At 75.7% G+C, this 26,074-nt stretch carries 24 protein-coding genes; 7 read left to right on the top strand and 17 right to left on the bottom strand.

The features are described from left to right. Positions 1-184: 184 nt before the first annotated feature. Both ddaH and rocD read left to right on the top strand, forming a co-directional pair. Positions 185-1,000 carry a dimethylargininase gene (gene ddaH / locus AB0G08_RS01125; protein WP_358081583.1) on the top strand — a complete coding sequence of 272 codons (816 nt, stop codon included), beginning with the start codon at positions 185-187 and terminating at the stop codon, positions 998-1,000. Beyond that, positions 997-2,211: an ornithine--oxo-acid transaminase gene (gene rocD / locus AB0G08_RS01120; RefSeq protein WP_358081304.1), complete on the top strand. Its 1,215-nt coding sequence runs from the start codon at positions 997-999 to the stop codon at positions 2,209-2,211. The genes ddaH and rocD overlap by 4 nt, the downstream gene beginning before the upstream one ends. 64 nt (positions 2,212-2,275) lie before the next feature. Here rocD and AB0G08_RS01115 read toward each other — a convergent pair whose 3' ends face one another. Together AB0G08_RS01115 and AB0G08_RS01110 are read right to left on the bottom strand one after the other, a co-directional pair. Beyond that, the gene (locus AB0G08_RS01115; protein WP_358081302.1) at positions 2,276-3,427 is read right to left on the bottom strand and encodes an FHA domain-containing protein; all 1,152 of its coding nucleotides are present in this window, start codon (positions 3,425-3,427) and stop codon (positions 2,276-2,278) included. After that, positions 3,424-3,717: a 4a-hydroxytetrahydrobiopterin dehydratase gene (locus AB0G08_RS01110; protein ID WP_357880787.1), complete on the bottom strand. Its 294-nt coding sequence runs from the start codon at positions 3,715-3,717 to the stop codon at positions 3,424-3,426. The genes AB0G08_RS01115 and AB0G08_RS01110 overlap by 4 nt, the downstream gene beginning before the upstream one ends. Before the next feature lie 198 nt (positions 3,718-3,915). On the opposite strand from AB0G08_RS01110, the gene AB0G08_RS01105 reads away from it, so the two are divergent. Beyond that, positions 3,916-4,692 (top strand): hypothetical protein, encoded by a 777-nt coding sequence (locus AB0G08_RS01105; RefSeq protein WP_358081299.1) that lies wholly within the window; start codon positions 3,916-3,918, stop codon positions 4,690-4,692. Between the two features lie 57 nt (positions 4,693-4,749). Here AB0G08_RS01105 and AB0G08_RS01100 read toward each other — a convergent pair whose 3' ends face one another. The 5 genes from AB0G08_RS01100 to AB0G08_RS01080 all read right to left on the bottom strand — a co-directional run bounded on the left by AB0G08_RS01100 (position 4,750) and on the right by AB0G08_RS01080 (position 12,050). Further along, the gene (locus AB0G08_RS01100; protein WP_358081296.1) at positions 4,750-5,799 is read right to left on the bottom strand and encodes an acyl-CoA desaturase; all 1,050 of its coding nucleotides are present in this window, start codon (positions 5,797-5,799) and stop codon (positions 4,750-4,752) included. Positions 5,800-5,953: 154 nt separating this feature from the next. Continuing rightward, positions 5,954-9,826 (bottom strand): hypothetical protein, encoded by a 3,873-nt coding sequence (locus tag AB0G08_RS01095; protein WP_358081293.1) that lies wholly within the window; start codon positions 9,824-9,826, stop codon positions 5,954-5,956. A 47-nt stretch (positions 9,827-9,873) separates the two neighbouring features. After that, positions 9,874-10,194 carry a divalent-cation tolerance protein CutA gene (gene cutA / locus AB0G08_RS01090; RefSeq protein ID WP_357088067.1) on the bottom strand — a complete coding sequence of 107 codons (321 nt, stop codon included), beginning with the start codon at positions 10,192-10,194 and terminating at the stop codon, positions 9,874-9,876. Between the two features lie 9 nt (positions 10,195-10,203). Beyond that, complete coding sequence (locus AB0G08_RS01085; protein ID WP_358081290.1) at positions 10,204-11,220, bottom strand: 1-acyl-sn-glycerol-3-phosphate acyltransferase; 1,017 nt, start codon at positions 11,218-11,220, stop codon at positions 10,204-10,206. Beyond that, positions 11,220-12,050: a patatin-like phospholipase family protein gene (locus tag AB0G08_RS01080; protein WP_358081287.1), complete on the bottom strand. Its 831-nt coding sequence runs from the start codon at positions 12,048-12,050 to the stop codon at positions 11,220-11,222. The genes AB0G08_RS01085 and AB0G08_RS01080 overlap by 1 nt, the downstream gene beginning before the upstream one ends. A gap of 189 nt (positions 12,051-12,239) precedes the next feature. Between AB0G08_RS01080 and AB0G08_RS01075 the strand changes: the two genes are divergently transcribed. Beyond that, on the top strand, positions 12,240-13,790 hold the full coding sequence (locus tag AB0G08_RS01075; RefSeq protein WP_358081284.1) for a serine/threonine-protein kinase: 1,551 nt from the start codon (positions 12,240-12,242) through the stop codon (positions 13,788-13,790). Positions 13,791-13,801: 11 nt separating this feature from the next. Here the strand turns inward: AB0G08_RS01075 and AB0G08_RS01070 are convergent, their stop codons facing one another. The 10 genes from AB0G08_RS01070 to AB0G08_RS01025 form a co-directional block, all read right to left on the bottom strand. Then, complete coding sequence (locus AB0G08_RS01070; protein ID WP_358081580.1) at positions 13,802-14,863, bottom strand: glycosyltransferase family 4 protein; 1,062 nt, start codon at positions 14,861-14,863, stop codon at positions 13,802-13,804. Between the two features lie 164 nt (positions 14,864-15,027). Further along, entirely contained in the window at positions 15,028-15,720 is a 693-nt protein-coding gene (locus AB0G08_RS01065; protein ID WP_358081282.1) for a BON domain-containing protein, read from the bottom strand. A 178-nt stretch (positions 15,721-15,898) separates the two neighbouring features. Next, complete coding sequence (locus AB0G08_RS01060) at positions 15,899-17,692, bottom strand: trypsin-like peptidase domain-containing protein (protein WP_358081279.1); 1,794 nt, start codon at positions 17,690-17,692, stop codon at positions 15,899-15,901. 62 nt (positions 17,693-17,754) lie between these two features. Further along, a complete protein-coding gene (locus AB0G08_RS01055; protein ID WP_358081276.1) occupies positions 17,755-19,311 on the bottom strand; it encodes a HAMP domain-containing sensor histidine kinase in 1,557 nt (518 codons plus the stop codon). Further along, positions 19,308-20,009 carry a response regulator transcription factor gene (locus tag AB0G08_RS01050; RefSeq protein WP_089003225.1) on the bottom strand — a complete coding sequence of 234 codons (702 nt, stop codon included), beginning with the start codon at positions 20,007-20,009 and terminating at the stop codon, positions 19,308-19,310. Before AB0G08_RS01050 ends, AB0G08_RS01055 begins: the two co-directional genes overlap by 4 nt. 75 nt (positions 20,010-20,084) lie before the next feature. Continuing rightward, a complete protein-coding gene (locus AB0G08_RS01045; protein WP_358081273.1) occupies positions 20,085-20,750 on the bottom strand; it encodes a PadR family transcriptional regulator in 666 nt (221 codons plus the stop codon). Continuing rightward, positions 20,747-20,941, bottom strand: coding sequence for a hypothetical protein (locus tag AB0G08_RS01040; RefSeq protein WP_358081271.1), 195 nt, complete (start codon positions 20,939-20,941; stop codon positions 20,747-20,749). Before AB0G08_RS01040 ends, AB0G08_RS01045 begins: the two co-directional genes overlap by 4 nt. Before the next feature lie 98 nt (positions 20,942-21,039). After that, complete coding sequence (locus tag AB0G08_RS01035; RefSeq protein ID WP_358081269.1) at positions 21,040-21,912, bottom strand: lysophospholipid acyltransferase family protein; 873 nt, start codon at positions 21,910-21,912, stop codon at positions 21,040-21,042. Beyond that, entirely contained in the window at positions 21,909-22,685 is a 777-nt protein-coding gene (locus AB0G08_RS01030) for a GNAT family N-acyltransferase (protein WP_358081266.1), read from the bottom strand. The genes AB0G08_RS01035 and AB0G08_RS01030 overlap by 4 nt, the downstream gene beginning before the upstream one ends. Before the next feature lie 102 nt (positions 22,686-22,787). Then, complete coding sequence (locus AB0G08_RS01025) at positions 22,788-23,294, bottom strand: hypothetical protein (RefSeq protein WP_358081263.1); 507 nt, start codon at positions 23,292-23,294, stop codon at positions 22,788-22,790. 105 nt (positions 23,295-23,399) lie between these two features. Between AB0G08_RS01025 and AB0G08_RS01020 the strand changes: the two genes are divergently transcribed. The 3 genes from AB0G08_RS01020 (at position 23,400) to AB0G08_RS01010 (ending at position 25,938) form a co-directional block, all read left to right on the top strand. Continuing rightward, positions 23,400-24,062, top strand: a complete 663-nt coding sequence (locus AB0G08_RS01020; protein WP_358081261.1) for a hypothetical protein — start codon at positions 23,400-23,402, stop codon at positions 24,060-24,062. Between the two features lie 131 nt (positions 24,063-24,193). Continuing rightward, a complete protein-coding gene (locus AB0G08_RS01015) occupies positions 24,194-25,129 on the top strand; it encodes an ATP-binding cassette domain-containing protein (RefSeq protein WP_358081258.1) in 936 nt (311 codons plus the stop codon). Beyond that, positions 25,126-25,938, top strand: a complete 813-nt coding sequence (locus tag AB0G08_RS01010; RefSeq protein WP_358081255.1) for an ABC transporter permease — start codon at positions 25,126-25,128, stop codon at positions 25,936-25,938. Before AB0G08_RS01015 ends, AB0G08_RS01010 begins: the two co-directional genes overlap by 4 nt. Positions 25,939-26,074 lie beyond the last annotated feature (136 nt).

Here is a 26,074-nt window from a genome sequence, read left to right as displayed (position 1 = left end):
CTCTCCGGGCACCGCGCCGCAACAGATCGCCTTCCCCGGGTTCGGATACGCAACGATCGGCCGTTCGACGCAAGCATCGCCGGTGGATTCCGCCACCCCCGGCCGCATAACGTTGAGCAACGGCGCCAGCCCGTGGGCCGAAGGTGGCCGGGCGCGCCCGACCCCTGGGAGCAGGACAATGACGATGGACGCCACCAGCCAGCGCTTTCTGATGTGCCGGCCGACGTACTTCGCCGTCGACTACGCCATCAACCCGTGGATGGACCCGACCGCGCCGGTCGACGTCGACCTCGCCGTCCGGCAGTGGGAGCAGCTGCGGCAGACCTATCGGGACCTGGGCCACACCGTCGAGGAGATCGCTCCGGTGCCCGGCCTGCCCGACATGGTGTTCGCCGCCAACGGCGGCACGGTGATCGACGGCAAGGCGATGGCCGTGCAGTTCCGCGACCCGCAGCGCGCCGACGAGGCCCCCGCCTACCGCGCCTGGTTCGAGGCCGCCGGCTTCGAGATGCACGACCCGAAGCACGTCAACGAGGGCGAGGGCGACATCCTGCTGGCCGGCGACTTCCTGCTGGCCGGCACCGGCTTCCGCACCGCGCACGCCTCGCACGCGCAGCTCCAGGAGGTCTTCGGCTACCCGGTGGTGACCATGCAGCTGGTCGACCCGCGCTTCTACCACCTGGACACCGCGCTCACCGTGCTCGACGAGCGGACGGTGGCGTACCTGCCGGAGGCGTTCTCGCCCGGCAGCCGGGCCGTGCTGCGCCGGCTCTTCCCCGACGCGGTGCACGCCACCCTGGCCGACGCCGAGGTCTTCGGGCTGAACGCGGTCAGCGACGGTCGGCACGTGGTGCTGCCGGCGCAGGCCACCGGCCTGGCCGCGAAGCTGCGCGACCGGGGCTACGAGACGATCGGTGTCGACCTCTCCGAGCTGCGCAAGGCCGGCGGCGGACCGAAGTGCTGCACGTTGCGACTCCGTCAGGGAAAGGCGAGCCTGTGATCGACGACATGCTGCGGACGCCGGAGGCGATCCGCGACGCGGAGCGGTGGACCGCGCACAACTACCACCCGCTGCCGGTGGTCATCTCCTCCGCCGAGGGCTCCTGGCTGACCGACGTGGACGGCCGCCGCTACCTCGACTGCCTGGCGGGCTACTCGGCGCTGAACTTCGGCCACCGGCACCCGACGCTGATCGCGGCCGCGCACGCCCAGCTCGACCGGCTGACGCTCACCAGCCGGGCGTTCGTCCACGACCAGTTCGCCGACTTCTGCCGCGAGCTGGCCGAGCTGTGCGGCAAGGACCTCGTGCTGCCGATGAACACCGGCGCCGAGGCGGTGGAGACCGGCATCAAGGTCGCCCGCAAGTGGGGCTACCAGGTCAAGGGCGTCGCGCCGGGGCAGGCCAACATCGTGGTGGCCGAGGGGAACTTCCACGGCCGTACGACCACCATCGTCAGCTTCTCCACGGATGAGGACGCCCGGGCCGACTTCGGGCCGTACACGCCGGGGTTCACGGTCGTCCCCTACGGCGACCTGGCCGCGCTGACCGCCGCGATCGACGAGAACACCGTCGCGGTCCTGATCGAGCCGATCCAGGGCGAGCAGGGCGTCGTCGTGCCGCCGGAGGGCTACCTGCCGGGCGTACGCCGGGTCTGCACGGAGCAGAACGTGCTCTTCATCGCCGACGAGATCCAGTCCGGCCTGGGCCGGACCGGGGAGACCTTCGCCTGCGACCACGAGGGCGTCACGCCCGACATGTACCTGCTGGGCAAGGCGCTCGGCGGCGGCATCGTGCCGGTCTCCGCGGTGGCCGCGAACACCGACGTGCTCGGCGTGCTCAGGCCGGGCCAGCACGGCTCCACGTTCGGCGGCAACCCGCTGGCCTGCGCCGTTGCGACCGAGGTCGTCCGGCTGCTGGCCACCGGCGAGTTCCAGCGCCGCTCGACCGAGCTGGGCGCCCGGCTGCACGCCGGTCTCCGGTCGCTGGTCGGCAAGGGCCTCGTCGCGGTGCGGGGCCGGGGCCTGTGGGCCGGCCTCGACATCGACCCGACGCTGATGAGCGGCCGCGAGGCCTGCGAGCGGCTCGCCGAGCGCGGGGTGCTCGCCAAGGACACCCACGGCGCCACCATCCGGCTCGCCCCGCCGCTGGTGATCACCGAGGAGGAGATCGACCACGCGGTCGCCCAGCTCGCCGCGGTGCTGGCCGGCTGAACCCCGTACGACGACGGCGGGCGTCGGGACCACGGTCCCGGCGCCCGCCGTCGTCTCCCGCGGATCAGCGGGGCAGGCGCATCGCCATCGTGGGGGCCTCGGCCATGACCGAGGTGGGCGTGTAGGGGGCGCCGGCGGGAAGCTCGTCGGGCCGGCCGATCTGCACGCCGGGATAGAGCTCCACCATGTCGCCCTCGGCCAGCACCCGGGACTGCTGCGGCGCCAGCGGGACACGGTCGGCCTCCGCCATCGACCCGCCCGGCCGGATGCCCGAGCCGTTGGTGCTCACGTCGGTCACGATCACCTCGCCGACCCGCAGCTCGAACCGGACGTGGCTGCGGCTGATCCAGCGGCGCGCCTCGTCGTTGAGCCACTGCCCGAGCACGATCCCGCCGGCCTGGTCGGGCGCCCGGCCCACCACGGCCGGCTGGTCCTCGGTGAGCACGAAGCGGCGCCGGATCAGCCCGCCCACCCGGACGGCGAGGACGGCGCTGCGCGGTCGCGGACCGCCGTCGCCGAGCCGGGTGCCGTGCCGGGGGCAGGTGGGCGCGCCGCCGCGCAGCGTGGGCGGCGGCTGGCCGGCGGGGCTGCGCTCCACGACCCGGGACAGGTCGGCGAAGGCCCCGCCGCCCCCGCCACCGCCGAAGAGCGCGCAGCCGGGCTCCGCGCAGCGCCACTGCCTGGAGAGCAGCTTCACACCGGCCGGTGACCGGTCACCGGCGACCGGCGTGTGCCCGCCGCCGACGTGGGCGATGAAGACCGGCCCGCCGGCGCCGGGCACCGGGGCGAGCACCCGGCCGGCCTGCTCGACCAGCCACGGGTAGCGCCCGCGCAGGCCGTCGGCCCGCACCCGGGTGAGTACGGGCAGCCCGAGCAGGTCCGCCACCTCCAGCATCCGGTCGCCCGGGTTGTCGAGCACCTCGACCAGCCCGTCGTCGGCCCACCGGCGCACCACCATGCGCTCGTTGGAGGTGAGGTCGGCGTCGGAGAGCAGGGCCCGGTGGACCACCGCGTAGACCGGGATGCTGTCCTCCTCCAGCTCCCGGGCGAGCGCGTCGATCACCATGCCGAGGCGGAGCAGGCTCGCCGGCCGGCCGCCGTCGAGATCCTGGTAGCGAATCACCTCGGCCAGATCGACGACGGCCCGGGCCAGCGACGGGTCGGTGCTGACCCGGCCCTCGATGGCGTCCAGCACCTTGCTGATCTCGAATCTCATCGGACGCTCCCCACGATCTCGTCGATCCGCCGCGCCAGTTCCAGGTCACGCCGGGTGACCCCGCCCACCGAGTGCGTGACGCACCGGAAGGTCAGGGTGCGCCAGCGGATGTCGATGTCGGGGTGGTGGTCCAGTTCCTCCGCCGTCACGGCGACCCGGTCGACCACCGCGATGGCCTCCGGGAAGCTGGCCAGCTCCACGGTGCGGGCGATCCCGGCGGGGTCCCCCGACCAGCCCGCCAGCTCACCCAGCTCGTCTCGCACCGCCTCGGCGGTGAGCACGTCTGCCATGGGGAGACCCTACCGGGACCGGTCGCGACGACGCCGACCAGCGGCGGGAGGTGTGGCCAACCCGGCAGCACGGCGGCCGGCAGCCGCCACGGTATAGACGGGCGGCTGTGGACCGGCGGGGTTAGGCTGACCGGCGGCCCGGTCGGGGCCGCGACCGGTTCGTCGCCCCGACCCACCCTGCGTGAGGAGATTTCCACGATGAACACTCGACGGCTGGCGACCACGGGGGTCGCGCTCGTCGCCGCGCTCGCACTCGGTCTCACCGGATGCGGCACGAAGACGGACGCGGACGCTCCGGCCGGCAACGGCGGCGCCACCACCGGCGCGGCACCGGCCAGCAGCGCCCCCGCCGACGCCCGCGCCGAGCTGAGCGCCGCCGCGCAGAAGCTGAACCAGCAGAGCGTCAAGATGCAGCTCAAGTCGTCGGTCATCACCGGCAGCGGTTCGATGGACCCGGCCACCAAGACCGGCGACATGACGATGAAGATGGGCGCGCAGGGCACCTTCCGGATCCTGCTGATCGGCAACGACGCCTACCTGAAGATCACCGGCATGCAGGGGATGCCGAAGAAGTGGCTGCACATGGACGCCACCAAGCTCGGCAAGAGCGGCCAGCTCAACCTGATGCCCGAGGGCGACCCGGGCGGGGCGAAGCAGATGGTCGACAGCGTGGTGGACGTCGAGAAGACCGGCCCGGGCAGCTACTCCGGCACCCTCGACTACACCCGCACCAAGGCCGACGACAAGGCCATCCAGGCCCTCGGTGACAAGGCCAAGGCCGTCCCGTTCACCGCCCGGGTGGACGACCAGGGCCGGCTCGTCGAGTTCGCCATCGACACCCAGGTGCTACACGAGTCGCTGGGCACGATGATCACGACCTACTCGGACTTCGGCGCCCCGGTCACCGTGGAGAAGCCGGCCGCCAGCGACACGCAGGAGGCCCCGCAGGAGCTGATCGAGTCCATGGGCTCCTGAGCCCGACCGCACGGAAAACGGGGGCGGCGCCGATCGGCGCCGCCCCCGCCGTGCGTCTCAGCCGCGCAGCGGCCGGCCCACCTCGTGCAGGTGCGCGAGCGCCTGGCGATAGGACTCGACCAGCCCCGTCTCGGCGTACGGGATGCCCTGCTCGGCGCAGTAGGCGCGGACGATCGGCTGAGCCCGGCGCAGGTTGGCCCGGGGCATGTTCGGGAACAGGTGGTGCTCGATCTGGTAGTTGAGCCCGCCCAGCGCGACGTCGACGATGCGGCCGCCCCGCACGTTGCGGGCGGTGAGCACCTGCTTGCGCAGGAAGTCCAGGTCGTCGTCGGCGGTGGGCATCGGCATGCCCTTGTGGTTCGGGGCGAACGAGCAGCCCATGTAGAAGCCCCACAGTCCCTGGTGGACGGCGACGAAGAGCAGCGCCTTCACCGGCGACATCACCAGCAGCAGCGCGCCGAGGTAGCCCACGGCGTGCAGGGCCAGCAGCACCGCCTCGACCTGGCGGTGCCGCATCGGGGTGCGGAAGCGGCCGTCGGAGTCGCGGCCCACGATCGCCTGCACGCTCGCCACGTGCAGGGCGATGCCTTCCAGCAGCAGCATCGGGAAGAACAGCCACGCCTGCCGGCGGGCCAGCCGGCGGCCGAACCCGCGCGTCGCGGCGGCCTGCTCGTACGTCCAGACCAGCGCGCCAGCCCCGACGTCGGGGTCCTCGTCCTCGTGGTTGGGGTTGGCGTGGTGCCGGTTGTGCTTGTCGACCCACCAGCCGTAGCTGAGCCCGACCGCCAGGTTGCCGGTGAGCAGGCCGATCGCCTCGCTCGGCCCGCGCCGCCGGAACATCTGCCGGTGCCCGGCGTCGTGGCCGAGGAACGCGACCTGGGTGGTGGCGACGGCCAGGAAGACGGCCACCAGGAGCTGCGCCCACGAGTCGCCGACCAGGCCGACCGCCGCCCAGCCCGCCGCGAAGACGCCGAGCGTGAGCACGATCCGGGTCACGTACCGTCCCGGGCGCCGCTCCAGCAGACCCGCCCCGCTGATCCGTCGGGACAACTGCGCGTAGTCACTGCCCCGCCGTACCGGCGGGTCCGCCACCGCTCCGAGCACCATTGCGGCTCCCGTTCCCGTTCCTCGATCCCGGACGACGCCGGTCGGCGCGCCCCTGCCCTCCAGTCTCCGGCGAACGGTTGCGCTGAGTAACCCTGCCCACCCCCGGTTCGGGGGTAGGGCGAGCCCTACCCCCGACGCCCGGGACGGGTGGTGGTCAGCCCATCCGGCCGACGGCGGCCCGGAGCCGGGCCAGGTCCCGGCGGCGCCGCTCGTAGGTGGTGGCGAGCCCGATCAGCGCGAACCCGCCGACGGCCAGGAAGATCCACCGGGGCAGCCGGTCCCAGCCCCCGACCAGCTCGTGCAGCGCGAGCAGCGCCAGCGTCACCCCGCCCAGCAGCACCGGCGCCTGCCAGCGGCGGGTCGCCCCGGCGAGCACCGTGCCGAGCGCGGCGACGCCCAACAGCAGCCGCCGCCACGGCTGGGGGTCGGGGGCCACCAGCACCGACACCAGGCTCGGCAGCAGTGCGGCCGCGAGCCCCGGGCCCAGCGCCAGCCAACTGGTCAGCCCGGGCCGACTACGCAGCGCCACCACGCCCGCCACGAGGGCCAGCGCCGCCGCCGGCACCGTGTACGCCTCCAGCACCGCCACGTCCCCGGCGGCCAGCAGCAGCCAGCCGCCGAGCAGTTCACTGCCGCCGGCGATGCCCGCGAAGGCCCACCGCCGGCCCGGCGACTCGCCCCGACGCAGCACCCGCAGTGCGACGGCGGCGCCCCACAGCACGCAGACCGCCGCGGCGTGCCGGAGCGAGCCCACCGCGAGCAGCAGCGCGACCAGCGCCACGGCCTGCGCGGACGCGTCCAACGCCGCCGCCGCGGCCCGCCCCCGGCGGAGCGGGGCGGCCGACGTCGCGCCGACGGGACCGGGCGCCGCCGGACCGGCCGGACCGGGCCACGCCGCGCCGGCCGGACCGGGCGACGCCGGACCGGTCAGGGCGCCGGACGCCGGACCGGACAGCGGCGGCCCGGCGGGCGTCCGGGGGCCGCCGAGCACCGCCGCGGCGACCAGGGTGAGCACCGCGACGGCGAGCACGCTGAACGCGGCCGTCCGCACCGGCAGCCCGCCGGCCAGCGGCGCGACGACCGCGAGGCCCGTCGCGGCGGCCACCGCGACCAGGGCGCCGCCCAGCCGCGCGTCGTCCCGGCGGGCCGCCACGGCGACCACCGTCGCCGCCACCACGAGCACGCCCAGGCCGACCATCGTGCCCGCCCGGGTGGCCAGCAGCCCGAGCAGCCCCGACGCCGCCAGCACCAACCCCACCGGCACCCCGACCGGGGCGAGCAGCGGGCGCGGCGCGGCCAGCGCGGCGGCCAGCACCACGGCCACCCCGCCGAGCAGCGCGACGACCGGCAGCACCGGCCACGGCAGGCCGGCGGCCACCAGCAGCACGGGCAGCGCGGTCGCGGCGAACGGCAACGCGACCAGCGCGGCCCGCCACCAACCGGCGCCCGCCGACGAAGCGGCGCCCGCCGGCAGGGGGCCGGGCCGCACGACGCCCCGGCCCGGCCGGCCGACCAGCACCCCGGCCACCGCCAGCGCGGCCAACGCGAGGCCCGCCGGGAGCGCCCCCGGATCGGCCGTCACCGTGGGCACGCCCGACCAGGGCGCCACCTCGCCGTACGGGGCGACGAGCGCCGTCAGCGCCACCGGCGCGGCGGCGGCGACCGAGACCACGAGCAGGACGACGCCGGCCACCCGCAGGACGACGTCGGAGCGCGCCGCACCGCCCAGCGTCGCGAGCAGGACCGCCACGGCGGCGTAGAGCGTCACCGGTTCGTCGGCCGGTACGACCACCGGCGCCAACCCGACCGCCGTGACCGCCACGGCCACCCCGACGGAGGCGTACGCCCGCAGGTCGGGCCAGTGCCGGCGGACCGCGAGCAGCCCGACGGGCAGCAGCGCGACGGCGGCGAGCGCCGCCCGCGCCTGCCACCAGGCCGGCGCACCGGCGGCGAGGAGGGCGACGACCGCGCCGGCCGGCACCGCGAGCGGCACGACGGCCAGCGCCGCTCCGGCCACCCCGCGCTGCACGGCCGTGCCACGCCGGCCCGCCGCCGCCACCGCGATCCCGGCGACCAGCACCACCGCGAGCGCCGCGAGCGCCCCCGCCGGGGCGGCGAACCCCACGACCAGGCCGTGCCCGAGCAGGAGGGTCCCGGCCACCCCCGCGGCCAGGACCGTCCAGGACCGGACGCCCGGGCGCCCCACCGCGACGGCCAGCAGGCCCACCGCCGCCGCCAGGTCCAGGGCCACCACCGCGGGCCAGGGCGACGGCCAGCCGGCCGGCACCGCCAGCACGACGGCCGCCGCGCCGACCGCGGCCAGCGCCGGCCGGGCGGCCCTCGGCAGCAGCAGCCCCAGGGCGGCCACGGTCAGCGCGATCACCACCGGCCCCTGCCAGCCCTGGTCGAGGTCGGGCCCGGGGGCGGCCCCCCGCCACGGCGGCAGCGACCGGCCGGCGGTGGCGCCGGCGAACGCGACGGCCAGCAGCACGGCGAACTGGGCCACCCCGCCGGCCACCAGCAGCGCGCCCGCGCGGGGACCGGTCCGCCACCCGGCCGGCAGCAGCCGTACCGCGCCGGCCAGCGCCACCACGACCAGCGCCGTGAGCAGCGGCGACAGGCTCAGCTCCGCGATCGGGCGGATCAGCGCGCCGGCCAGCACCGGCACCAACAGCGCGGCGGCCACGGCGCGGAACACCGCCCCGCCGGTGAGCAGCGCGGTGCCGAGCAGCGTCAGCGCCACCAGCAGGAGGGGCGCCCCGGCCAGCAGCGGGATGCCGGCGGCCCGGCCGAGCATCAGCGGCACGAGCGCGCAGCACGCGGCCACGAAGAGCGCGCCGGCGTGCCCCACCCAGGCCAGGACGCGCCCGGCGACGACCGCCGGGCGCTCGCCGCCCAGCGCCGACGCCGCCACTCCGGACCCGGCCGGCGCGGACGCCGCCGCTCCGGACCCGGCCGGCGCGGGCGTCGCCACTCCGAACCCGGCCGGCGCGGGCGTCGCACCACCCGGGGTCGCCGCGCCGGCCGTCGGACCGGCCGCCATCGCGACGCCGGTCGCCGGACCGCCGACGGAGGTGGTGCCGGCCGTCGGGGTGCCCCGGCGGCGCAGCGCGACCAGCACCGCCAGGTCGAGCAGCGCCACCCCCAGGAAGGTCAGCGCCCAGCCTGCGGCGTCCGGCCGGGCGTCGCCGACGAGCAGGGGCAGCACCGGCTGCGCGGTCACCAGGGCCGCGAACCACGGCACGGTCAGCCCGCTGAGCCGGGCGTACCCGGCGGCGATCGCCGCGCCGGCCCCCCCGACCAGCGCGGCGTAGCGGGTGGCGGGCCAGTCGGCCACTCCGGCCAGGTCCACCGACCAGGCGGCGTACCCGTCGAGGAGCACCAGCAGGAGCCCGACGGCGGCGAACGTCTCCGCGGTGCCGCGCAGCCCGCGTCGCACCGCCACCAGCGGCGCGGCCAGGGCGAGCGCGGTGAACGCGAGCAGGATCAGCGCGCGGCCGGCGACCCCGACCGCCGCCCAGGCGACCGCCGTGAAGACCACCGCGGCGGTGCCCAGCAGCAGCCCGCCGAGGACGAAGAGCAGGCCCTGCACCGTCCGGGTGGAGGTCTCCGCCCCGCCCGCACCCGCCGGCGCGGGGACCGGAGCGACCGGCCCCCGGCCCGGCCACGCCACTGGCGGGATCGCGGCTGGCGGCGGGGTCGCGGCGGGCGCGGGGCGCACCGGCGCCGGGGTCGCAGGCGCTGCCGGGCGCGGGGTCGCGGGCGCCGCCGGACGCGACACGGGGAACTCCGCCCGGACCGCGGCTGCCAGTGCCGCCCGGCGCTGCCGGGCCGCGCCCAGCCGGTCGGCCAGCCCCTGGTACGCCGCGCGGGCCCGCTCGACCTCGCCGCCGAGCGCGACGATCTCCCGGTCGAGCCGGACCACCTCGGCGGCGGCCGGGTACGGCGGCCGGCCGCACCCGGAGCAGCCGGAGCCGAGGTCGGCCGGTGCGCCGCAGGCGGGACATGGGTAGCCGATGTTCTGCACCCGGCCATCATGGTGGCCGGGAGATCACCTGAGAAGAGTGCGGGTACTCAGGGCCGGGTGTGCTCGTGCACCCAGGTGGCGTAGCCGGGGTCGCCGCTGTCCACCCGGGTCACCAGGATCTCGGGCACCTCGTACGGGTGGCTGGCCCGGATCTGCTCCACCAGCGCGGCGGCCCGGTCCGGCGCCGTCTTGAACTGCACCGACCACTCGGTGCTGGTCTCCACCCCGGAACGCCACCAGTAGGTGCTGTCCACCTGGCCGCCCACCTGCGCGCAGGCCGCGAGCCGACCGGCGACGGCCGCTGCCGCCATCACGTCGGCGACCGAGCGGGCGTCCACCACCGTCGTCACCACGCAGATCTGGTCCACCAGCGCACCCTACGCGGCACCGTCCCGATTGGCCGCGATCCACTCGTCGATCCGGGCCCACCAGTCGAAAAGCCAGTCGATCCGCTCCTGGCGACCGACGGGCACCTCCTCGGGCGGCACCGACCAGAAGCGCATGGTGATGCGCTTGTCCATCGGCAGTTCCCGCCACACGTCGCCGACGGTGAGCATCCGGTCCAGGCCGGTGTGCGCCACGAAGATCACCCCGGCGTCGGGCGCGGCGTCCAGTGCCGCGAGCAGCCCGCCCGGCTGCGGGGCGAGCACGTGGCGCATCCGTTCGGCGCGCCGCGCCATCCGTTCCAGGCCGAGGCCGCGCAGCTTCTCGATGGCCCGCAGCCGGCGGCCGGGGGTGAAGTTGCCGCCCTCCGGGAAGATCACGAACGCGTCGTCGTCGTCCAGGCCGTGGGCCAGGTGCCCGATCTGCTCGGTCAACGATCCCCGGCCCTCGGGGCCCGGCGCGAGGAAGCGGTTGGGCAGCCGGTTGAGCAGCACGTCGACCGCCGGATCCCACTGGAGGCTGTCCTTCAGCACGATCCGCGGCTCCCGGTTGAACCAGTTGACCAGGGCGTGGATCAGGATGAACGAGTCGCCCGGGCCGGCGTGCCGGCAGAGCACCAGCTCGGGCCGGCCGGGCAGGGCCGTGTCGGGGTCGGTGCCCACCACGTCGATGCTCAGGTGCAGCGCCCAGCGGGCGTGCCAGAAGAGCGCCCGCAGGAACCAGCCGGCGAGCACGTAGTGCGCCCGCTGGAAGGCCGGCGACCGGACCCGCCAGCCGAAGCCGGAGGCGACCCAGAGCAGGAAGAGCGCGAGCAGCGCCGTCGCGTCCCAGACCAGGTAGACGCAGCCGAGCCAGAGCAGGCGCAGCGGCCGCAGCCGGCCCGGGACCAGCGGCGAGGCGGCCGCCGCGAGCAACGCCCACACCGGCAGGGTCGTCACCACCAGGAAGGCGAGCAGCACCACGCCGGGGGCCAGGAGCAGCCGGCGTACCCACTGCGGCGGCAGGGGCATCAGGGTTCCAACTGCGTCGCCAGGTAGCGCCGGGAGGCCGTGTAGGCGCGGCTGATCCGCCGCCCCACCGCCGCCATGTCCCGGTACGCCCACGGCGTGTCGTCGCGCGGCTCCAACCCGCCGGTGGGCAGCACGTGCACCTCCACCCCGTCGGGCAGGGCCGCCATCTCCCGGGCGAACCGGTGCCGCCGGGCGATCTCGAACGCGACCTGGGCGATCTCCCAGGGCCGCCGGGGCGGGGTCAGCTCCCGCTCGATCCGGCCCACCTGGAGTACGAAGATCCGCGTGGCGCCCACGGCGACCGCCTCGCCGATCGGGATGGAGTTCACGATCCCGCCGTCGACGTAGTGCTGGTCGTCGATCCGGGCCGGCGGCAGCAGCCCCGGCACCGAGGCGGAGGCGAGCACGGCCGGCACCAGGGGCCCGCTGTCGAACCAGTGCTCGGCGGCGCGCTCGATGTTGGCCGCGCAGCAGCGGAAGGGCACCTGGAGATCGGCGAAGGTGGTCTCCGCACCCAGCTCGGCCTCCAGCAGCTTGCGCAGCGGGCGGGGCGAGTGCAGGTGGGTGCGAGCGGCGAAGCGGCGCAGCTGGCGGGCCACCGAGTCGCCGTACACCTCGCTGGCCTCGGGTGAGGCCCAGAGCCGGACCAGCCGGTCGGTGACCGCCTCGGACGGTTCGGCGGCGACCAGCGCGCCGTTGACCGCCCCGATCGAGGTGCCGAGCACCACGTCGGGCCGGATGCCGGCCCGGAACAACGCCCGCAACATGCCCACCTCGACCGCGCCGAGGACTCCCCCGCCCCCGAGTACGAACGCCACCGGTCCCGACATGGCTTCATCCTGGCACGGGCGGGAAAGGGGCCGTCCGGTGCGGCCCGGCGAGGGTGGCCCGGGGTGGCACCGGCGGCCGGGCCCCGGTTCCGCCCGTCGGGGTTCGGCCCCGGAAGGAAGCCGACCGTTGACAGGCCCGACACATTCGCGCAACCTGATAGCGCTCCCACAGCGAGGCAGGTGCGATCCGTGAAGCCAGCACTGCACCCCGGCCGATTGCTGGCCCGCCGGTACCGGCTCGTCGACCAGATCGGCGCCGGCGGCATGTCGGTGATCTGGCGGGCGCGCGACGAGGTGCTCGACCGGGTCGTGGCGCTGAAGGTGCTCGCCCCGTCGCTCGCCGCGGACGCCCGCTTCCGCGACATGGTGCGCGAGGAGGCCCGCGCCGCCGCCCAGCTCGTCCACCCGCACGTCACCTCGGTGCACGACTACGGCGAGACGGTCGCGCCCGACGGGTCGATCACCTCGTTCGTGGTGATGGAGCTGCTGGCCGGCGAGGAGCTGGAGGTCCGGCTCACCGAGGGGCCGCTGCCGTGGGCCGAGGCGGTCGAGGTCGGCGCCCAGGTGGCGGACGCGCTCGCCGCCGCCCACCGGCTCGGCATCGTGCACCGGGACATCACCCCGGCCAACGTGATGATGACCCGCTCGGGGGTCAAGGTGCTCGACTTCGGCATCGCCACCCGGATCGGCGCGCCGGACGACGACGAGGACGGGGGCACCTTCGGCACGCCCGCGTACGTGGCGCCGGAGCGGCTCGACGGGGCGCCCGCGCAGCCGGCCACCGACGTGTACTCCCTCGGCGTGCTGCTCTACGAGGCGCTGTCCGGTCGGGTGCCGTACCCGGCGGACACCTGGGAGCAGCTCAGCGAGGCACTCGCCGGGGACGGTCCTCCCCCGCTGGCCGACATGCCGGGCCTGCCGCCGGAGGTCGCCCGCACCTGCCTGCGCTGCCTGGCGCGGGACCCGCTGGAGCGGCCCACCGCCCGCCAGGTCGCCACGGTCCTGCGCGACCAGCTGCTCCCCGCCGACCCGCAGGCCGCCACCATGCTCGCGCCGACGGTCACCCTCCCGACGCTGCCGACCCCCGCGCCCACGGGTGACCCCGCCCCGCCGACGGCGGGACCGGGCGACCCGGCAGGACCCGCCGGGACGGCAGGAGCGGCCGGGTCGGAGCCGGACGGCGGACCCGAGTCGCGCAGCGCCCGCCTCGCCCGGGAGCGCCGCCGACGCCGGTTGCCACGGCCGGTGCTGATCGTGCCGGTCGTGCTGCTCGTGGGGGTGGCCCTGGCCGTGCCCGCGATCCGTCAGGAGGAGGCGAGCCCGCCCCGGTCGCTGCCCACCACGGGCCCGTCCGACCCGCCACCCTCCCCCACGCCGACGGCCGACGCCGCACCGGCCCCGGCGGCCTCCCCGACCCCGACCTCCGCCCCGCCGGTCGCGCCCAGGCCGAGCCGGACGCCCCCGGAACGCGGCGACCTCATCGAGGCGGCCAACCGGGTCGACGGGCTGATCGACGCGGGCCTCGACGACGGGGGCATCCGTCCCGACGTCGGCCTCGACTTCCGCAACGAGCTGCGCAACCTGACCGACGCGGCGCGCGCCCGGTCGGGCGACCTGGGCGAGCGGATCGCCCGGCTCCGCGAGAAGGTCGCCATCCGGCGCGGCGAGGGCGCCGTCACCGACGCGTACGCCCGCCGGCTCGACAGCGCGATCACCGCGCTCGGGGCCGCGCGGCTCTGACCGCCGGGCGGTCAGCGGGCCCGGGCCCGGACGGGCTCCCGGGCCGTCGCGGGCGAGGCCGACTGCGCGATGAAGCGGCGGTACACCTCCTCGTACCCGGCGGCCATCCGCTCGGTGGAGAAGTTCTCCGCCACGTGCGCGACGCAGGCCGCCGGGTCGAGGTCCGTCGCCGCCCGCAACGCGCCGGGCAGCTCGTCCACGCGCTCGCAGATCAGGCCGGTCCGGCCGGGCCGGACGAGTTCCGGCACCGCGCCCCGGTCCAGCGCCACCACCGGCGTGCCGGTCGCCATCGCCTCCACCATCACCATGCCGAACGGTTCGTCCCACTGGATCGGCATGATCAGGCACCGGGCCTCGACCAGCAGCCGCAGCGCCTCGGCCCGGTCGGCGTCGAGCACCACCCGGACGTCCTCGCCGAGCAGGGGCCGGACCACCTGGTCGTAGTAGCGGTGCTCGGCCGGCTCGTTGCACTTGCCGGCCAGCACCAGCGGCAGGCCGGCGGCCCGGCACGCCCGGATGGCGAGGTCCGGGCCCTTGTCGGGGCTGAACCGGGCCAGCCAGAGCACCGGCCCGTGCCCGGGCGCGGTCTTGTGCGGGACGCCGCGGACGTCCATCGCGTTGTGCACCGTACCGACCCAGGGCAGCGGCGGATTGAGCCGGCGCTGGGCGTGCGAGATGGCCACCAGCCCGACACCGCTGTCGGTCTCGCTGAGCACGTCGCCGTACTCGCCCACGGGGTTGCCGTGCACGGTGGCCACGGTGGGCACGGCCCGGTGGCCGGCGATCAGCGGGCCGATGGTGGTGTGGTCGTGGACGACGTCGAAGTCGCCCGCGTGGACCCGATGGTTGACCCGGGCCAGGTGGGCCAGCTCGGGCAGCGCCTCGCCGAGCCGCTCGAACTGGAGCTCGGGCACCGTGGAGACGAACGCGGCCGTGGTCCCGTGCTCGCGGCCGGCGCCGAAGACGGTCACCGCGTGCCCCCGGCCGACCAGCGTCTCCACCAGGCCGGTCACCACCTGTTCCAGCCCGCCGTAGCCGGGCGGTGGCACCGACAACCACGGCGGCAGCACCATCGCGATCCGCAACGGCCGCTCTGCCGATCGGTCGGGCGACGGACGGTCGACGGCCACGGACACCTCCCTGTCGGTCACTGCTGTGGAGCACCGGGCCGGCCTCGTCGCGACCGGTTCCCCGCTGCGCGGGCGGGATCGGCGACGGTTTCCCGTCGGCGGCACCACTAAACCGGACGATCCGGGCGCTCACCGCCCAGGAGGAGCCGCTCCCGCACCGCCCGCACCCCCTCGCCGGACCAGGCCACCCGCTCCGCCTCGTCCCGCTCCCACCAGGAGCGCACGACTCCGGTGAGCACGACCGTGTCCCCGTCCAGCTCGACGCTCACCCGCTCCGTGCCGACGCCACGCGCCAGCGCCCGCTGGAGGTCGCGCCGGGTCCGCTCGGGGTCGGGACGGGTGGCGGGCCGCACCTCGACCAGGTTGGTCACCCCCCGTACGCCCCGCAGCCGGCGCAGCTCGTGCTCGGCGGTGCGCCGCTGCCAGCCGAACTCCACCTGGCCGCGCAGCATCACCCAGCCGTTGGCCACGGTGACGTCCAGCCGCTCCGCCGGGACGAAGCTGTCCCACTCCAGCGCCCGGCTCGCCGCGATGGCGATCTCGGCGTCCGTACGCCCCGGCTCGCCGGGCAGGTGCACCCCGACGTCGTCGGCGACCGCCCGCACCCCCCGTACGCGCTGCGCGCAGCGCTGCGCCGCCCACTTCCGCGCGTACCCGTCGACCCAGCCCGTCAGGGTCACCACGCCGTCGTGGACGGTCACCCCGATCTCGTTCGGCTGCACCTGGGCGTCCCAGGCCAGTTCGTCGAGCACGTCCCGCTGGATCCGCTCGTCGGTCCGAACGGCCGCTGCCGTGGTCATCGCACCCCTCCGTACGCCTCGCCGGGTCCTGCCTGTCCGACGGTGCCGGCGCGACGGGTGACGGCGGTTCACCCGGACCGGGTGAACCGCCGTCGAGAGGGAGCGGCGGGTGACGGAGCCAACCCCCTTGGCCCCGCCACCCGCCGCCGGAGGGAGGAGGAAAGTCTTCGGTTACCGGTTACGACGTCTCGGCGAGCGTCACGGTTGCCCTGGCTTCGGTGCCGTTGCGCTTGTAGGTCACCTCGACCCGGTCGCCGACCTTGCCGGCCTGCACGGCGCCGACCAGGTCGTCCGAGTCGTTGACCACCTTGTCGCCGAACCGGGTGACCACGTCGCCGCGCTGCAACCCGGCCTTCTCGGCGGGGCTGCCCGGGGTGACGGTGGCGACCAGGGCGCCGCCGCCCTCGGCGGCGGTCACGCTGACCCCGAGCGAGGGGTGGCTGACCTTCTCGCCCCGCTGGAGCTTGCCGGCGACGTCCTTGGCCTTGTTGCTGGGGATCGCGAAGCCGACGCCGATGTTGCCGCTGCTGCCCTGCCCGGCGGTGGCGATCGCGGTGTTGATGCCGATCACCTCGCCCCGGGTGTTGACCAGCGCGCCGCCGGAGTTGCCCGGGTTGATCGGCGCGTCGGTCTGGAGCAGCCCCGCGATCGAGCTGGCTCCCTGGCTGGGCTCCTGCCGCTGCTCGCCGCTGCCCGCCTGGATGGTGCGGTCCCGGGCGCTGAGGATGCCGGCGGTGACCGAGCCCTGCAGGCCCAGCGGGCTGCCGAGGGCGAGCACCTGGTCGCCGACCTGCATCGCGTCGCTGTCGCCGAAGGTGGCGGGCTTCAGGTCGCTGACGCCGGTGGCCTTCACCACCGCCAGGTCGGTCTTCGGGTCGGTGCCCCGGACCTGGCCCTGGGCGGTCTTGCCGTCGGCGAAGGTCACCACCACCCTGCCGTCCGTGGCGGAGGCGACCACGTGGTTGTTGGTGAGCACGAAGCCGTCGGCGGTGAGGATCACGCCGGAGCCCTCGCCGTTGTCCGTGGCGATCGAGACGACGCTGGGCTGCACGGCGGCGGCGATCCGGGGCAGGTCGGCGCTGTTGATGACCGGCGCGGCCGAGTAGGTGCGGGTGATGCCCGAGTCGCCGTCGACGGCGAGCGCGAGCGCCCCGCCCGCGACGCCCGAGCCGAGCATCAGCGCGAACACCGCGACGCCGGCGCCGGCGAGCTTGGCGATCCGGCCCGGCCGGGGGCCCGCCGTCTGCGGGGCCGCCCAGGGCGGCACCGGCTGGCCGGAGGGGTGCGGCTGGTGACCGTACGGCTGTCCCGGCTGTCCCCCGCCGCTCCAGCCGGACTGCTGGCCGTACCAGGGCGCGCCGGGGTGACCGGCGGCCTGCGCGTGGCCGGGCTGCGGATAACCGGGCTGGCCGGCGGCGTGCGGGTAGCCGTGCTGGCCCGCGACCTGCGGCTGACCGGGCTGGCCGCCGGCCTGCGGCTGCCCTTGCTGGGGCTGCCCGGGGACCGGGTACTGCGGAACGGCCGGGGCGGGGGCGAAGGGGCCCGGCGGCGTGGGCCGGTCGGGCGAGCCGGCAGCCTCGGGGGCGCGGGCCGGCTCGGCGGCGCGCCAGGCGCCGTCGCCGGCGACCGGGCCGTCGGCGACCGGGCCCGACTCAGCGGTACGGGGCACCTCGCCGCCGGCCGGGGCGGAGCCACCGGCGGCCGGGGCAACGTCGCCGGCCGGCGCGGTGGCGAAGCCGACGGTCGGGGCGGATTCGCCGGCCGGCGCGGTGGTGAAGCCGACGGTCGGGGCGGACTCGCTGCCCGGCGCAGTGGTGAAGCCGACGGTCGGGGCGGAGTCGCCGCCGGCCGGGGCGGTCGGGGCGGAGTCGGACTGCGCGCGCTCGGCGCGCGGCAGCTCGGCGGTGGGGTGCGACGGCTCGGCGTCGGGGTGGGCCGGCCGGCGCTGCGGGTCGGACTCGTGCTCGGTCATGCGTCCACCTTGACGCGCGGCACTGCGATCCGCCTGGAACGCACCTGAATGTTGGCTGAAAGTCACTCGCCATCACCCTCGGCCCCCGGCACGAGCGGGAGTCGGACCCGGAAGGTCGATCCCCCGCCGGGGGTCCCGGCCACCTCGACGGTGCCGTGGTGGGCGCGCACCAGCGCCGCGACGATGGCCAGGCCGAGCCCGGTGCCGGTGTTGCCGCCGGCCCGCCGGGTCCGCGCCGCGTCCACCCGGTAGAAGCGCTCGAAGACGCGCTCCGCCTGCTCCGGAGTGAGCCCGGGGCCGGTGTCCGCCACCTCCACCACGGCCAGGTTCCCGGGCTCGGACCGCAGCCGCAGGGTCACCGAGGCCTCCGGCGGGGTGTGCGTGAGGGCGTTGGTCATCAGGTTGCCGATGACCTGACGCAGCCGGGCGTCGTCGCCGAAGACCACCAGCGGGCCGGAGCCGGGCCTGACCTCCAGCTCGATCCGGCGCGCGGGCGCCATCACCCTGGCGGCCTCGACCGCCTCGCTGGCCAGCACGGGCAGTTCCACCGGGGCGAGGGAGAGCGGTCGCTCCCGGTCCAGCCGGGCGAGCAGCAGCAGGTCCTCCACCAGCAGCCCCATCCGGGCCGCCTCCTGCTCGATGCGGCGCAGCAGGTCCGCGGTCTGCTCCGGCGCGCTCGCCGCGCCCTGCCGGTAGAGCTCGGCGAAGCCCCGGATGGTCGTCAGCGGGGTCCGCAGCTCGTGCGAGGCGTCCGCGACGAACTGCCGCATCCGCTCCTCGGAGCGCCGGGCCCGCGTCTCGGAGGCCAGCGCCGCGCCGGCCGCGTCCCGGGCGGCGGCCTCGGCGGACCGGGCGGCGGTCTCCGAGGCGGCCCGCGCGGTGAAGGCGACCTCGATCTGCGTCAGCATCGCGTTCAGCGCCCGGGAGAGCCGACCCAGCTCCGAGGTCGGGCAGGGTTGGCCCTCCTCCGGGTCGGGCACCCGCCGGGTGAGATCGCCACCGGCGATGGCGGCAGCCGTACGCTCTATCTCCACCAGCGGTTTCAGGCTGGTCCGGACGATCGCCGCGCCGATGGAGGCGAGCAGGATCAGCACCGCGCCGCCGACCAGCAGGTCTATCCAGACCAGCTGTTTCACGGCGCGGTCCACCTGGATGAGCGGCTGACCCACGGCCAACACCGAGCCGTCCTTCTGCCCCGCGTAGACCACCCGCCAGCGGGTGTGGCCGTCCCGGGACAGGACGGTGCGGGGCTCGCCCACCCGCGCCGCGAACCCGCTCCAGTCCGTGGGAAAGCTCGGCAGTTGCTCGGGGTCGAGGCTCTTGACGTCGTAGACCGTCGGGTACACCTGGTTCTCGTCGGCGATCGCGACGACGTAGCTGCTGGGCAGCATCGCCTGGACCTGGCGGCTGCGCAGCCCGGGAAGCGCCTGCCCGAGGCCCTCGTTGGCCGACTTGATCTGGCCGTCGACCTGGCCGACCAGGTAGTCGCGGAGGAAGAAGGCGGTCAGCGAGCTGATCACCAGCAGCGCGACGGCGACCAGGGCGAGCACCGAGGCGACCAGCTTCACCCGCAGCGGTACGCCGCGCAGCCACGCCTTGCCCTGGTGGAGCGGGTTCACGCCGCCGGCTTGCGCAGGACGTAGCCGACACCCCGCAGCGTGTGGATCAGCCGGGGCTGGGTGTTGTCCACCTTCCGTCGCAGGTAGGAGATGTAGGACTCGACGATGTTGTCGTCGCCCCGGAAGTCGTAGTTCCACACGTGGTCGAGGATCTGCGCCTTGGACAGCACCCGGTTGGCGTTCAGCATCAGGTAGCGCAGCAGCTTGAACTCGGTCGGCGAGAGCTGCACCCGCTGGCCGGCCCGGTGCACCTCGTGGGTCTCCTCGTCCAGCTCCAGGTCGGCGAAGGTGAGCCGGGAGGGCGCCTGCTCGCCGCTGCTGGTCCGCCGCAGCACCGCCCGGATCCGGGCGGTCAGCTCCTCCAGGCTGAACGGCTTGGTGACGTAGTCGTCCCCGCCGAGCGTGAGCCCGCGGATCTTGTCGTCGGTGGCGTCCCGGGCGGTGAGGAAGACCACCGGCGTACGGGTGCCGCCCTCGCGCAGCATCCGGATGACCTCGAAGCCGTCCAGGTCGGGCAGCATCACGTCGAGCACCACCAGGTCGGGCCGGTGGTCCTTGGCGGCGTTGAGGGCGGCGCTGCCGCTCGTCGCGGTGGCCACGTCGAAGCCCGCGAAGCGCAGGCTCGCGGAGAGCAGTTCGAGGATGTTGGGATCGTCCTCGACGACGAGCAGTCGCGCCTCGGTCTGGGTAGCGGCCATGCCGCCCATCATCCGTGCTCTCGCTGCGTCCGCGCTGGGCGGTCGCTGGAAAGAACCTGTGAGCGGCCGCCGGGCTCAGCGCAGCAGCCGACGCAGCCCGTCCAGCGCGCCGTCGAGCAACCGGACGGCCGTACGCAGCTGCGAGTCGCTCGGCCGGCGGGCGCGGACCAGGGCGCCCACCTCGACGGCGAAGGCGGCCAGCCGCTGGTCGAACTCGTCCAGCGGCGTCGACCCGGGCGCGGTTGTGGGACCGGGCGCCGGTGACGCGCCGGTGGGGGGCGTGGGTGAGGGGCCGGGCGAGGGGGCGGGCGTCGGGCCGAAGCCGGGGGGCGCCCAGCGGGTACGGCGGGTCTGCCGGGCCGCCTCGCGCAGCTCCCGCTTCAGGTCGCGGACGGAGCCGCGTACCTCGTTCCGGATCTCCCCGGCGAGGGCGGACAGGTCCTCGACCGAGGCGGCGATGTCCGCCTCCAGGGCGGTCAGCTCGCCGGCCCGCTGCCGAAGCTCGGCCCGGCCCGCCTCGGTGATCCCGTAGACCTTGCGGCCGCCGGCGGCGGTGTGGGTGACCAGCCCGTCGGCCTCCAGCCGCTGCAACCGGGGATAGATGGTGCCGGCGCTGGGCGCGTAGAGGCCGAGGAAGCGTTCCTCCAGCAGGCGGATCAGCTCGTAGCCGTGCTTCGGGCCGTCGTCGAGGAGCTTGAGCAGGTAGAGCCGGAGCCGCCCGTGACTGAACACGGCGGTCACGGCAGCTCCTCCTCGTCGTGGTCCGCCGGCCGGGCGAGCAGCGCGATGCTGCCCGAGGTGGCGGACGCGCAGAGCGTACCTCCACCCGCGCCGAGCACGCCCTCGCTGTCGACCATGGCCCCCGAGGCGGCGCTGCCCCGCGCCTGCGGGAAGCCGATCCGCTGCGGGGCGTGCACGACCCAGTCGGCCATCGGGTGTCCTCCCTCGGCGACGTGCCGCCGTCGCGGGCCCGTCGGATGACCGGACACTAACGCGATACATCGCGACGCGACAAGGCGGTCGCCCGAGGTCAGGCGGCCAGGTCGAGCCCCCGTCGGCGCCCGCCCGGCGCGGCGGCGGCGAGGTGCACGGCCGACTCGGCCGCGCGCGCGAGCAGCCGCCGGTCCGCGTCCGGGGCGGGATGCAGGGCGGCGGAGACGGTCACCCGGACCTCCAGGCCCCGGGCGGCGAGCACCCGACGCACCGAGCGGAGCAGGTCGTCGTCGCCGACGAAGGCCGTCGCCGTGGTCGGCGCGCCCGTCGCGGCGCACCGGTAGCCGATTCGCAGGGGCACCACCGGCGCCCGGGCGTCGATCGCCGCCTGGAACAGCGCCGGGCGGAACCCCCGGCCGGGCCGGCAGCCGACCGCGTCGGCGGTGCCGCACCAGGTCGTACCCTCCGGGAAGACCGCCACCGGGCGACCGGCGCGCAGCGCGGCGGTGACCCGGGCCACCGTCGCGGGCAGGTCGCGGGGGCGGGAACGGTCGACGAGGACGGTGCCGGCCGCGGCCGCGAGCAGCCCGACCAGCGGCCAGGACCGGACCTCCCGCTTGGCCACCATCCGGGCCGGCGCGACGGCCAGCAGCGCGAGCACGTCCAGCCACGAGGCGTGGTTGGCGACCAGCAGCGCCCGCCGCCGGGGCGACCGGCCGCGCACCACCAGGCGCACGCCGAACGCGCGCAGCGTCCACCGGGCCCAGCCGCGCAGGGCCGCCGCCCGGCCGCCGGCCGGCAGCACCGGCAGCAGCGCCGCCAGCACCGTCCCCGCCGCCAGCATCCCGAGGACCGCGAGCAGCCGACCCACCCGCTGGGCCGGCGACACGGCCGGCACCTCGCCGTCGACCGGGAGACATCCCGGCCCGCACCCCGACGCGGGCAGCCAGAGGCGTCCGACCGCGCTCACCGCCCGGCCCCGCCGAGGAAGTGCCGCAGGTAGCGGGGGTTCATCCGGTCCAGGGAGAAGAGCACGTAGAAGTCGGCCACCCCGAAGTCCGGGTCGTACGCCGGCTCGCCGCAGACCCAGGCCCCGAGGCGCAGGTAGCCGCGCAGCAGCGGCGGCAGGGCTCCCGCCGCCGGGCCGTCGACCGCCGCCGGCCCGGTCGCCGCACCCGGCTCGGCGAACCAGGGGCGCCTCGGCCGTACGCGCAGCCGCGGCGGAGCCAGGTGCCGGGCGGAGACCTCGTCCCACACCCGCGCGACGGCCCCTCCCCCGTCGGCCACCGGCACCGACGCGCAGCCGCCGAGCCAGCGCGAGCCGCGCAGGTGCAGGTAGCGGACGATGCCGGCCCACATCAGGTTGATCACCGCCCCGGAGCGGTGGTCGGGGTGCACGCAGGACCGGCCGGCCTCGACCAGGTCGTCGCGCAGCGGGGCGAGCGCGGCGAGGTGGAACTCGGTCTCCGCGTACCGCCGGTCGGTGCGCCCCGGCGGGAGCAGCCGGTACGTGCCGACCACCTCCGCGGTGCTCTCCTGCCGGACGATCAGGTGGTCGCAGTACGGGTCGAAGTCGTCGACGTCGAGCCCGGCGGAGCCCGGGCGCAGGACGGCGCCGAGTTCGCTGGCGAACACCTCGTGCCGGAGGCGTTGCGCGGCCGCGACCTCGCTCGGGTCGTCGGCGATCAGCAGGGTGTAACCGCTGGTCGTCAGGGGTGCGCCAGCGGCGTGCAGAACGGCCATGGGACCTGTGTAGGCGCCCCGGGTTGCCGGCCGGCGGGGTGAGGGGTGTCGATGAGGTGAACGGCCCGTGCCGGTGTCGCGGCGGCGGGGCTGGCGCTCGTCTCAGCGGGTGGCGCGCAGGTCCCGGGCGAGATGCGAGCGCCGGAACCCCACCGTGGCCAGGCGCCGCAGGTCGGCCCGGTTGTCGTGCATGAGCTGGACGTGGAAGTAGTTGACGTACTCGAGCGCGGCGAAGATGCCGAAGGCCAGGCCCGGGTACGACTGCGCGCCGGGCGCCCGCACGGCGGCCACGGCGCACGCGGCGACCACGGCGGCCAGGAGGACCGGCAGGGCGGCGCGCGCGGTGGCGAAGTGCCGCCGGCCGGGCAGGCGCGGCTCCCCGCGGCGCAGTTGCCGCAGCTTGAGCGCCCAGTACGCCGCGCCCACCACGAGCAGGGCCGCGAGCGCCCCGAAGCCGGCGAGGTTCACCGCCGTCAGCGGCAGGCCCACCAGCTGGAACCACAGCCACGCCTGCAGGGGGACGTTCAGCAGCTCCCACCCGGCGAGGGAGCGGAGCCGACGCCGGGCCGCCTCGCGGGTCGGGCTGGCCGGCAGGTAGGTCCTGGGCACGGGCCAACAGTGGCACAGCGCCGGACGAACACCGGGGCCGACGGCGTGCGAGGCTGCCGGGGGCGCACCGGCGACGGGGCCGGGCGCCCTCGCCGGAGGTGTCTGATGATCATCGAGTCGCGCTTCAACGGGCCACCCGGCTCGGGCAACGGCGGCTGGAGCGCCGGGGTCTTCGCCGCCGGCGCCGGCGGCCCGGGGCCGGTCGAGGTGACCCTGCGTCGCCCGCCCCCGCTGGAGACCCCGCTCACTCTCGGCGACGGGGAGGTCCGCGACCCGGAGGGCCTGGTCGTCGCCCAGGTCCGCCCCGCGGAGGACCCCCGGGCGGTGGTGCCGCCGGTGGACCTGCCGGCCGCGCGGGCCGCCTCGGCGGCGTACCCCGGGCTGGTCGACCATCCCTTCCCGGGCTGCTACGTCTGCGGCCCGGACCGCGCCGACGGGTTGCGGATCTTTCCGGGTCGCCTGCCGGACGGCCGCACCGCCGCGCCGTTCCGCGTGCCCGGTCCGGTCACCACGCCCACCGTCTGGGCCGCGCTGGACTGCCCCGGCGGCTGGGCCGTGATCGCCCCCGGCCGGCCGTACGTCCTGGGCCGGATCGCGGCGGTGGTCGCGGCGCTGCCGGAGCCGGGCGACGAGTGCGTGGTGACCGGCGTGACGGTCGGCGGCGAGGGGCGCAAGGCGATCGTGCACACCAGCCTGTACGCCCCCGACGGCACCCTGCTGGCCTGGGCCCGGGCGACCTGGATCGCCGTGGCGGACGACGTCGGATAATCGTCCCTGGGGATGAGGGCCTCCTGCCTGAGGCGGAGGTGGATCTAGGAAGTGCGCCTGATTGACCTGGTTGCGCGCGCCCGCCACGCTGTGTCACGGCGTACCCCGACGCCACCGCACGAAGGAGAGCAATGACTGACGGGCAGAGAAGCCCCACCGGTGACGGTCAGATCGTGGTGTCCGGCCTGACGAAGCAGTACAAGAACGTCCGGGCCGTCAACGACCTGTCGTTCACCGTCCAACCGGGGCGGGTGACCGGCTTCCTCGGCCCCAACGGCGCCGGCAAGACCACCACGCTGCGGATGCTGCTGAACCTGGTCACGCCGACCAGCGGGACGGCGACCATCGGCGGGCGGCGGTACGCCGACCTGACCGACCCGCTGCGGCACGTCGGCGCCGTGCTGGAGGCGTCAAGCGCGCACAAGGGCCGCACCGGCATCAACCACCTGCGGGTGATCGCCGCGGCGGCCGGGCTGCCGAAGCACCGGGCCGATGAGGTGCTGGCGCAGGTCGGGCTGACCCCGGCGGCGAAGCGCAAGTTCAAGGGCTACTCGCTCGGCATGAAGCAGCGGCTCGGCATCGCCGCCGGCATGCTCGGCGACCCCCGCGTGCTGATCCTCGACGAGCCCGCCAACGGGCTCGACCCGGAGGGCATCCGGTGGATGCGCGGGTTCCTCAAGAACCTCGCGCACGAGGGCCGCACGGTGCTGGTCTCCAGCCACCTGCTGTCGGAGATGCAGCTGCTCGCCGACGACGTGGTGATCATCGCGGCCGGGCAGCTGGTCCGGCAGGGCACGGTCGAGCAGGTGATCGGCTCGATGGCGCAGGGCATCCGGGTCCGGGTCCGCACCCCGCAGGCCGACGCGCTGACCGCCGCCCTCAAGGAGGGGCCGGCCATCGTCGACGTCGACGAGCACGGCGTCCTGCTGGTGGGCGGGGTGGACGCCCCGACCGTGGGCCGCGTCGCCCTGACGGCGGGCGTCGAACTGCACGAACTGACCACGGAACGGCCCGACCTGGAACGGGTCTTCCTGGAGCTGACGGCCGGAAAGGCGGGCATCCGATGAACCTCGTCCGGTCCGAGCTTCTCAAGATCCGCACCACCAGCACGTGGTGGTGGCTGGCCATCGCCGCGTTCCTGTCGATCGTGCTGGCCTTCGCGTTCAACGCCTGGGTCGCCAACGAGACGTTGAGCGGCAAGGGCGACAACCTGGGCGTCACGGGCGACCAGGCCTCCGCGGGGGCGCAGGCCGCGAACCTCTACACCTCCGGGCAGTACCTGGGCCTGATGTTCGTGATGCTCATCGGCATCCTGATGGTCACCAACGAGTTCTTCCACCAGACGGCGACCACGACGTTCCTGGCGACGCCGCGGCGCACGTCGGTGATCCTCAGCAAGCTGGTCGCGGCCAGCCTGCTGGGCGTCGGCTTCTGGCTGGTGACCACGCTGATCGACCTGGCCGCCGGCGCGGTGTTCCTGTCGGCCAACGGCCACGGCACCCTGCTGGGCGAGTGGGCCGTGCAGCGGGCGCTGCTGCTCAACCTGCTGGCGTACGCGATCTGGACGGTCCTCGGCATCGGCATCGGCACGCTGATCACCAACCAGCTCGGCGCGGTGATCACCGCCGCGGTGCTCTACCTCGTCGGCACGCAGGTGGTGGGGCTGCTGTTCATGCTGTTGGCGAACGTGCTGGACAGCCAGGCCGTGGTCAAGTGGCAGGTGATCTGGCCGGCCGTCGCCTCGACGGTCATGGTCAGCGAGGGGCAGACGGACTTCACCCCGGCGTGGTGGGTCGGCGCGCTCGTGCTGATCGGCTACGCGGTGGTGAGCGGGGTCGTCGGCGTCCTGATCACCCGGCGGCGCGACATCTCCTGACGCGTCCGGGCGGCGGCGGGGGTGGTGCCGGACACCACTCCCGCCGCCGCGCGACTGGGGCCGATCCCCACACCGGGCCTTACCAGCAGTCGCCCGAACACGCAGCGTTTGGTGAACTTCTGGCATCTTCTGTGAA

It is taken from the genome of Micromonospora sp. NPDC023644 (genome assembly GCF_040640115.1).
Lineage (GTDB): Bacteria > Actinomycetota > Actinomycetes > Mycobacteriales > Micromonosporaceae > Micromonospora.
Note: the sequence above shows the minus strand (reverse complement) of the source record. Positions and strands in the feature narration are given on the sequence as shown.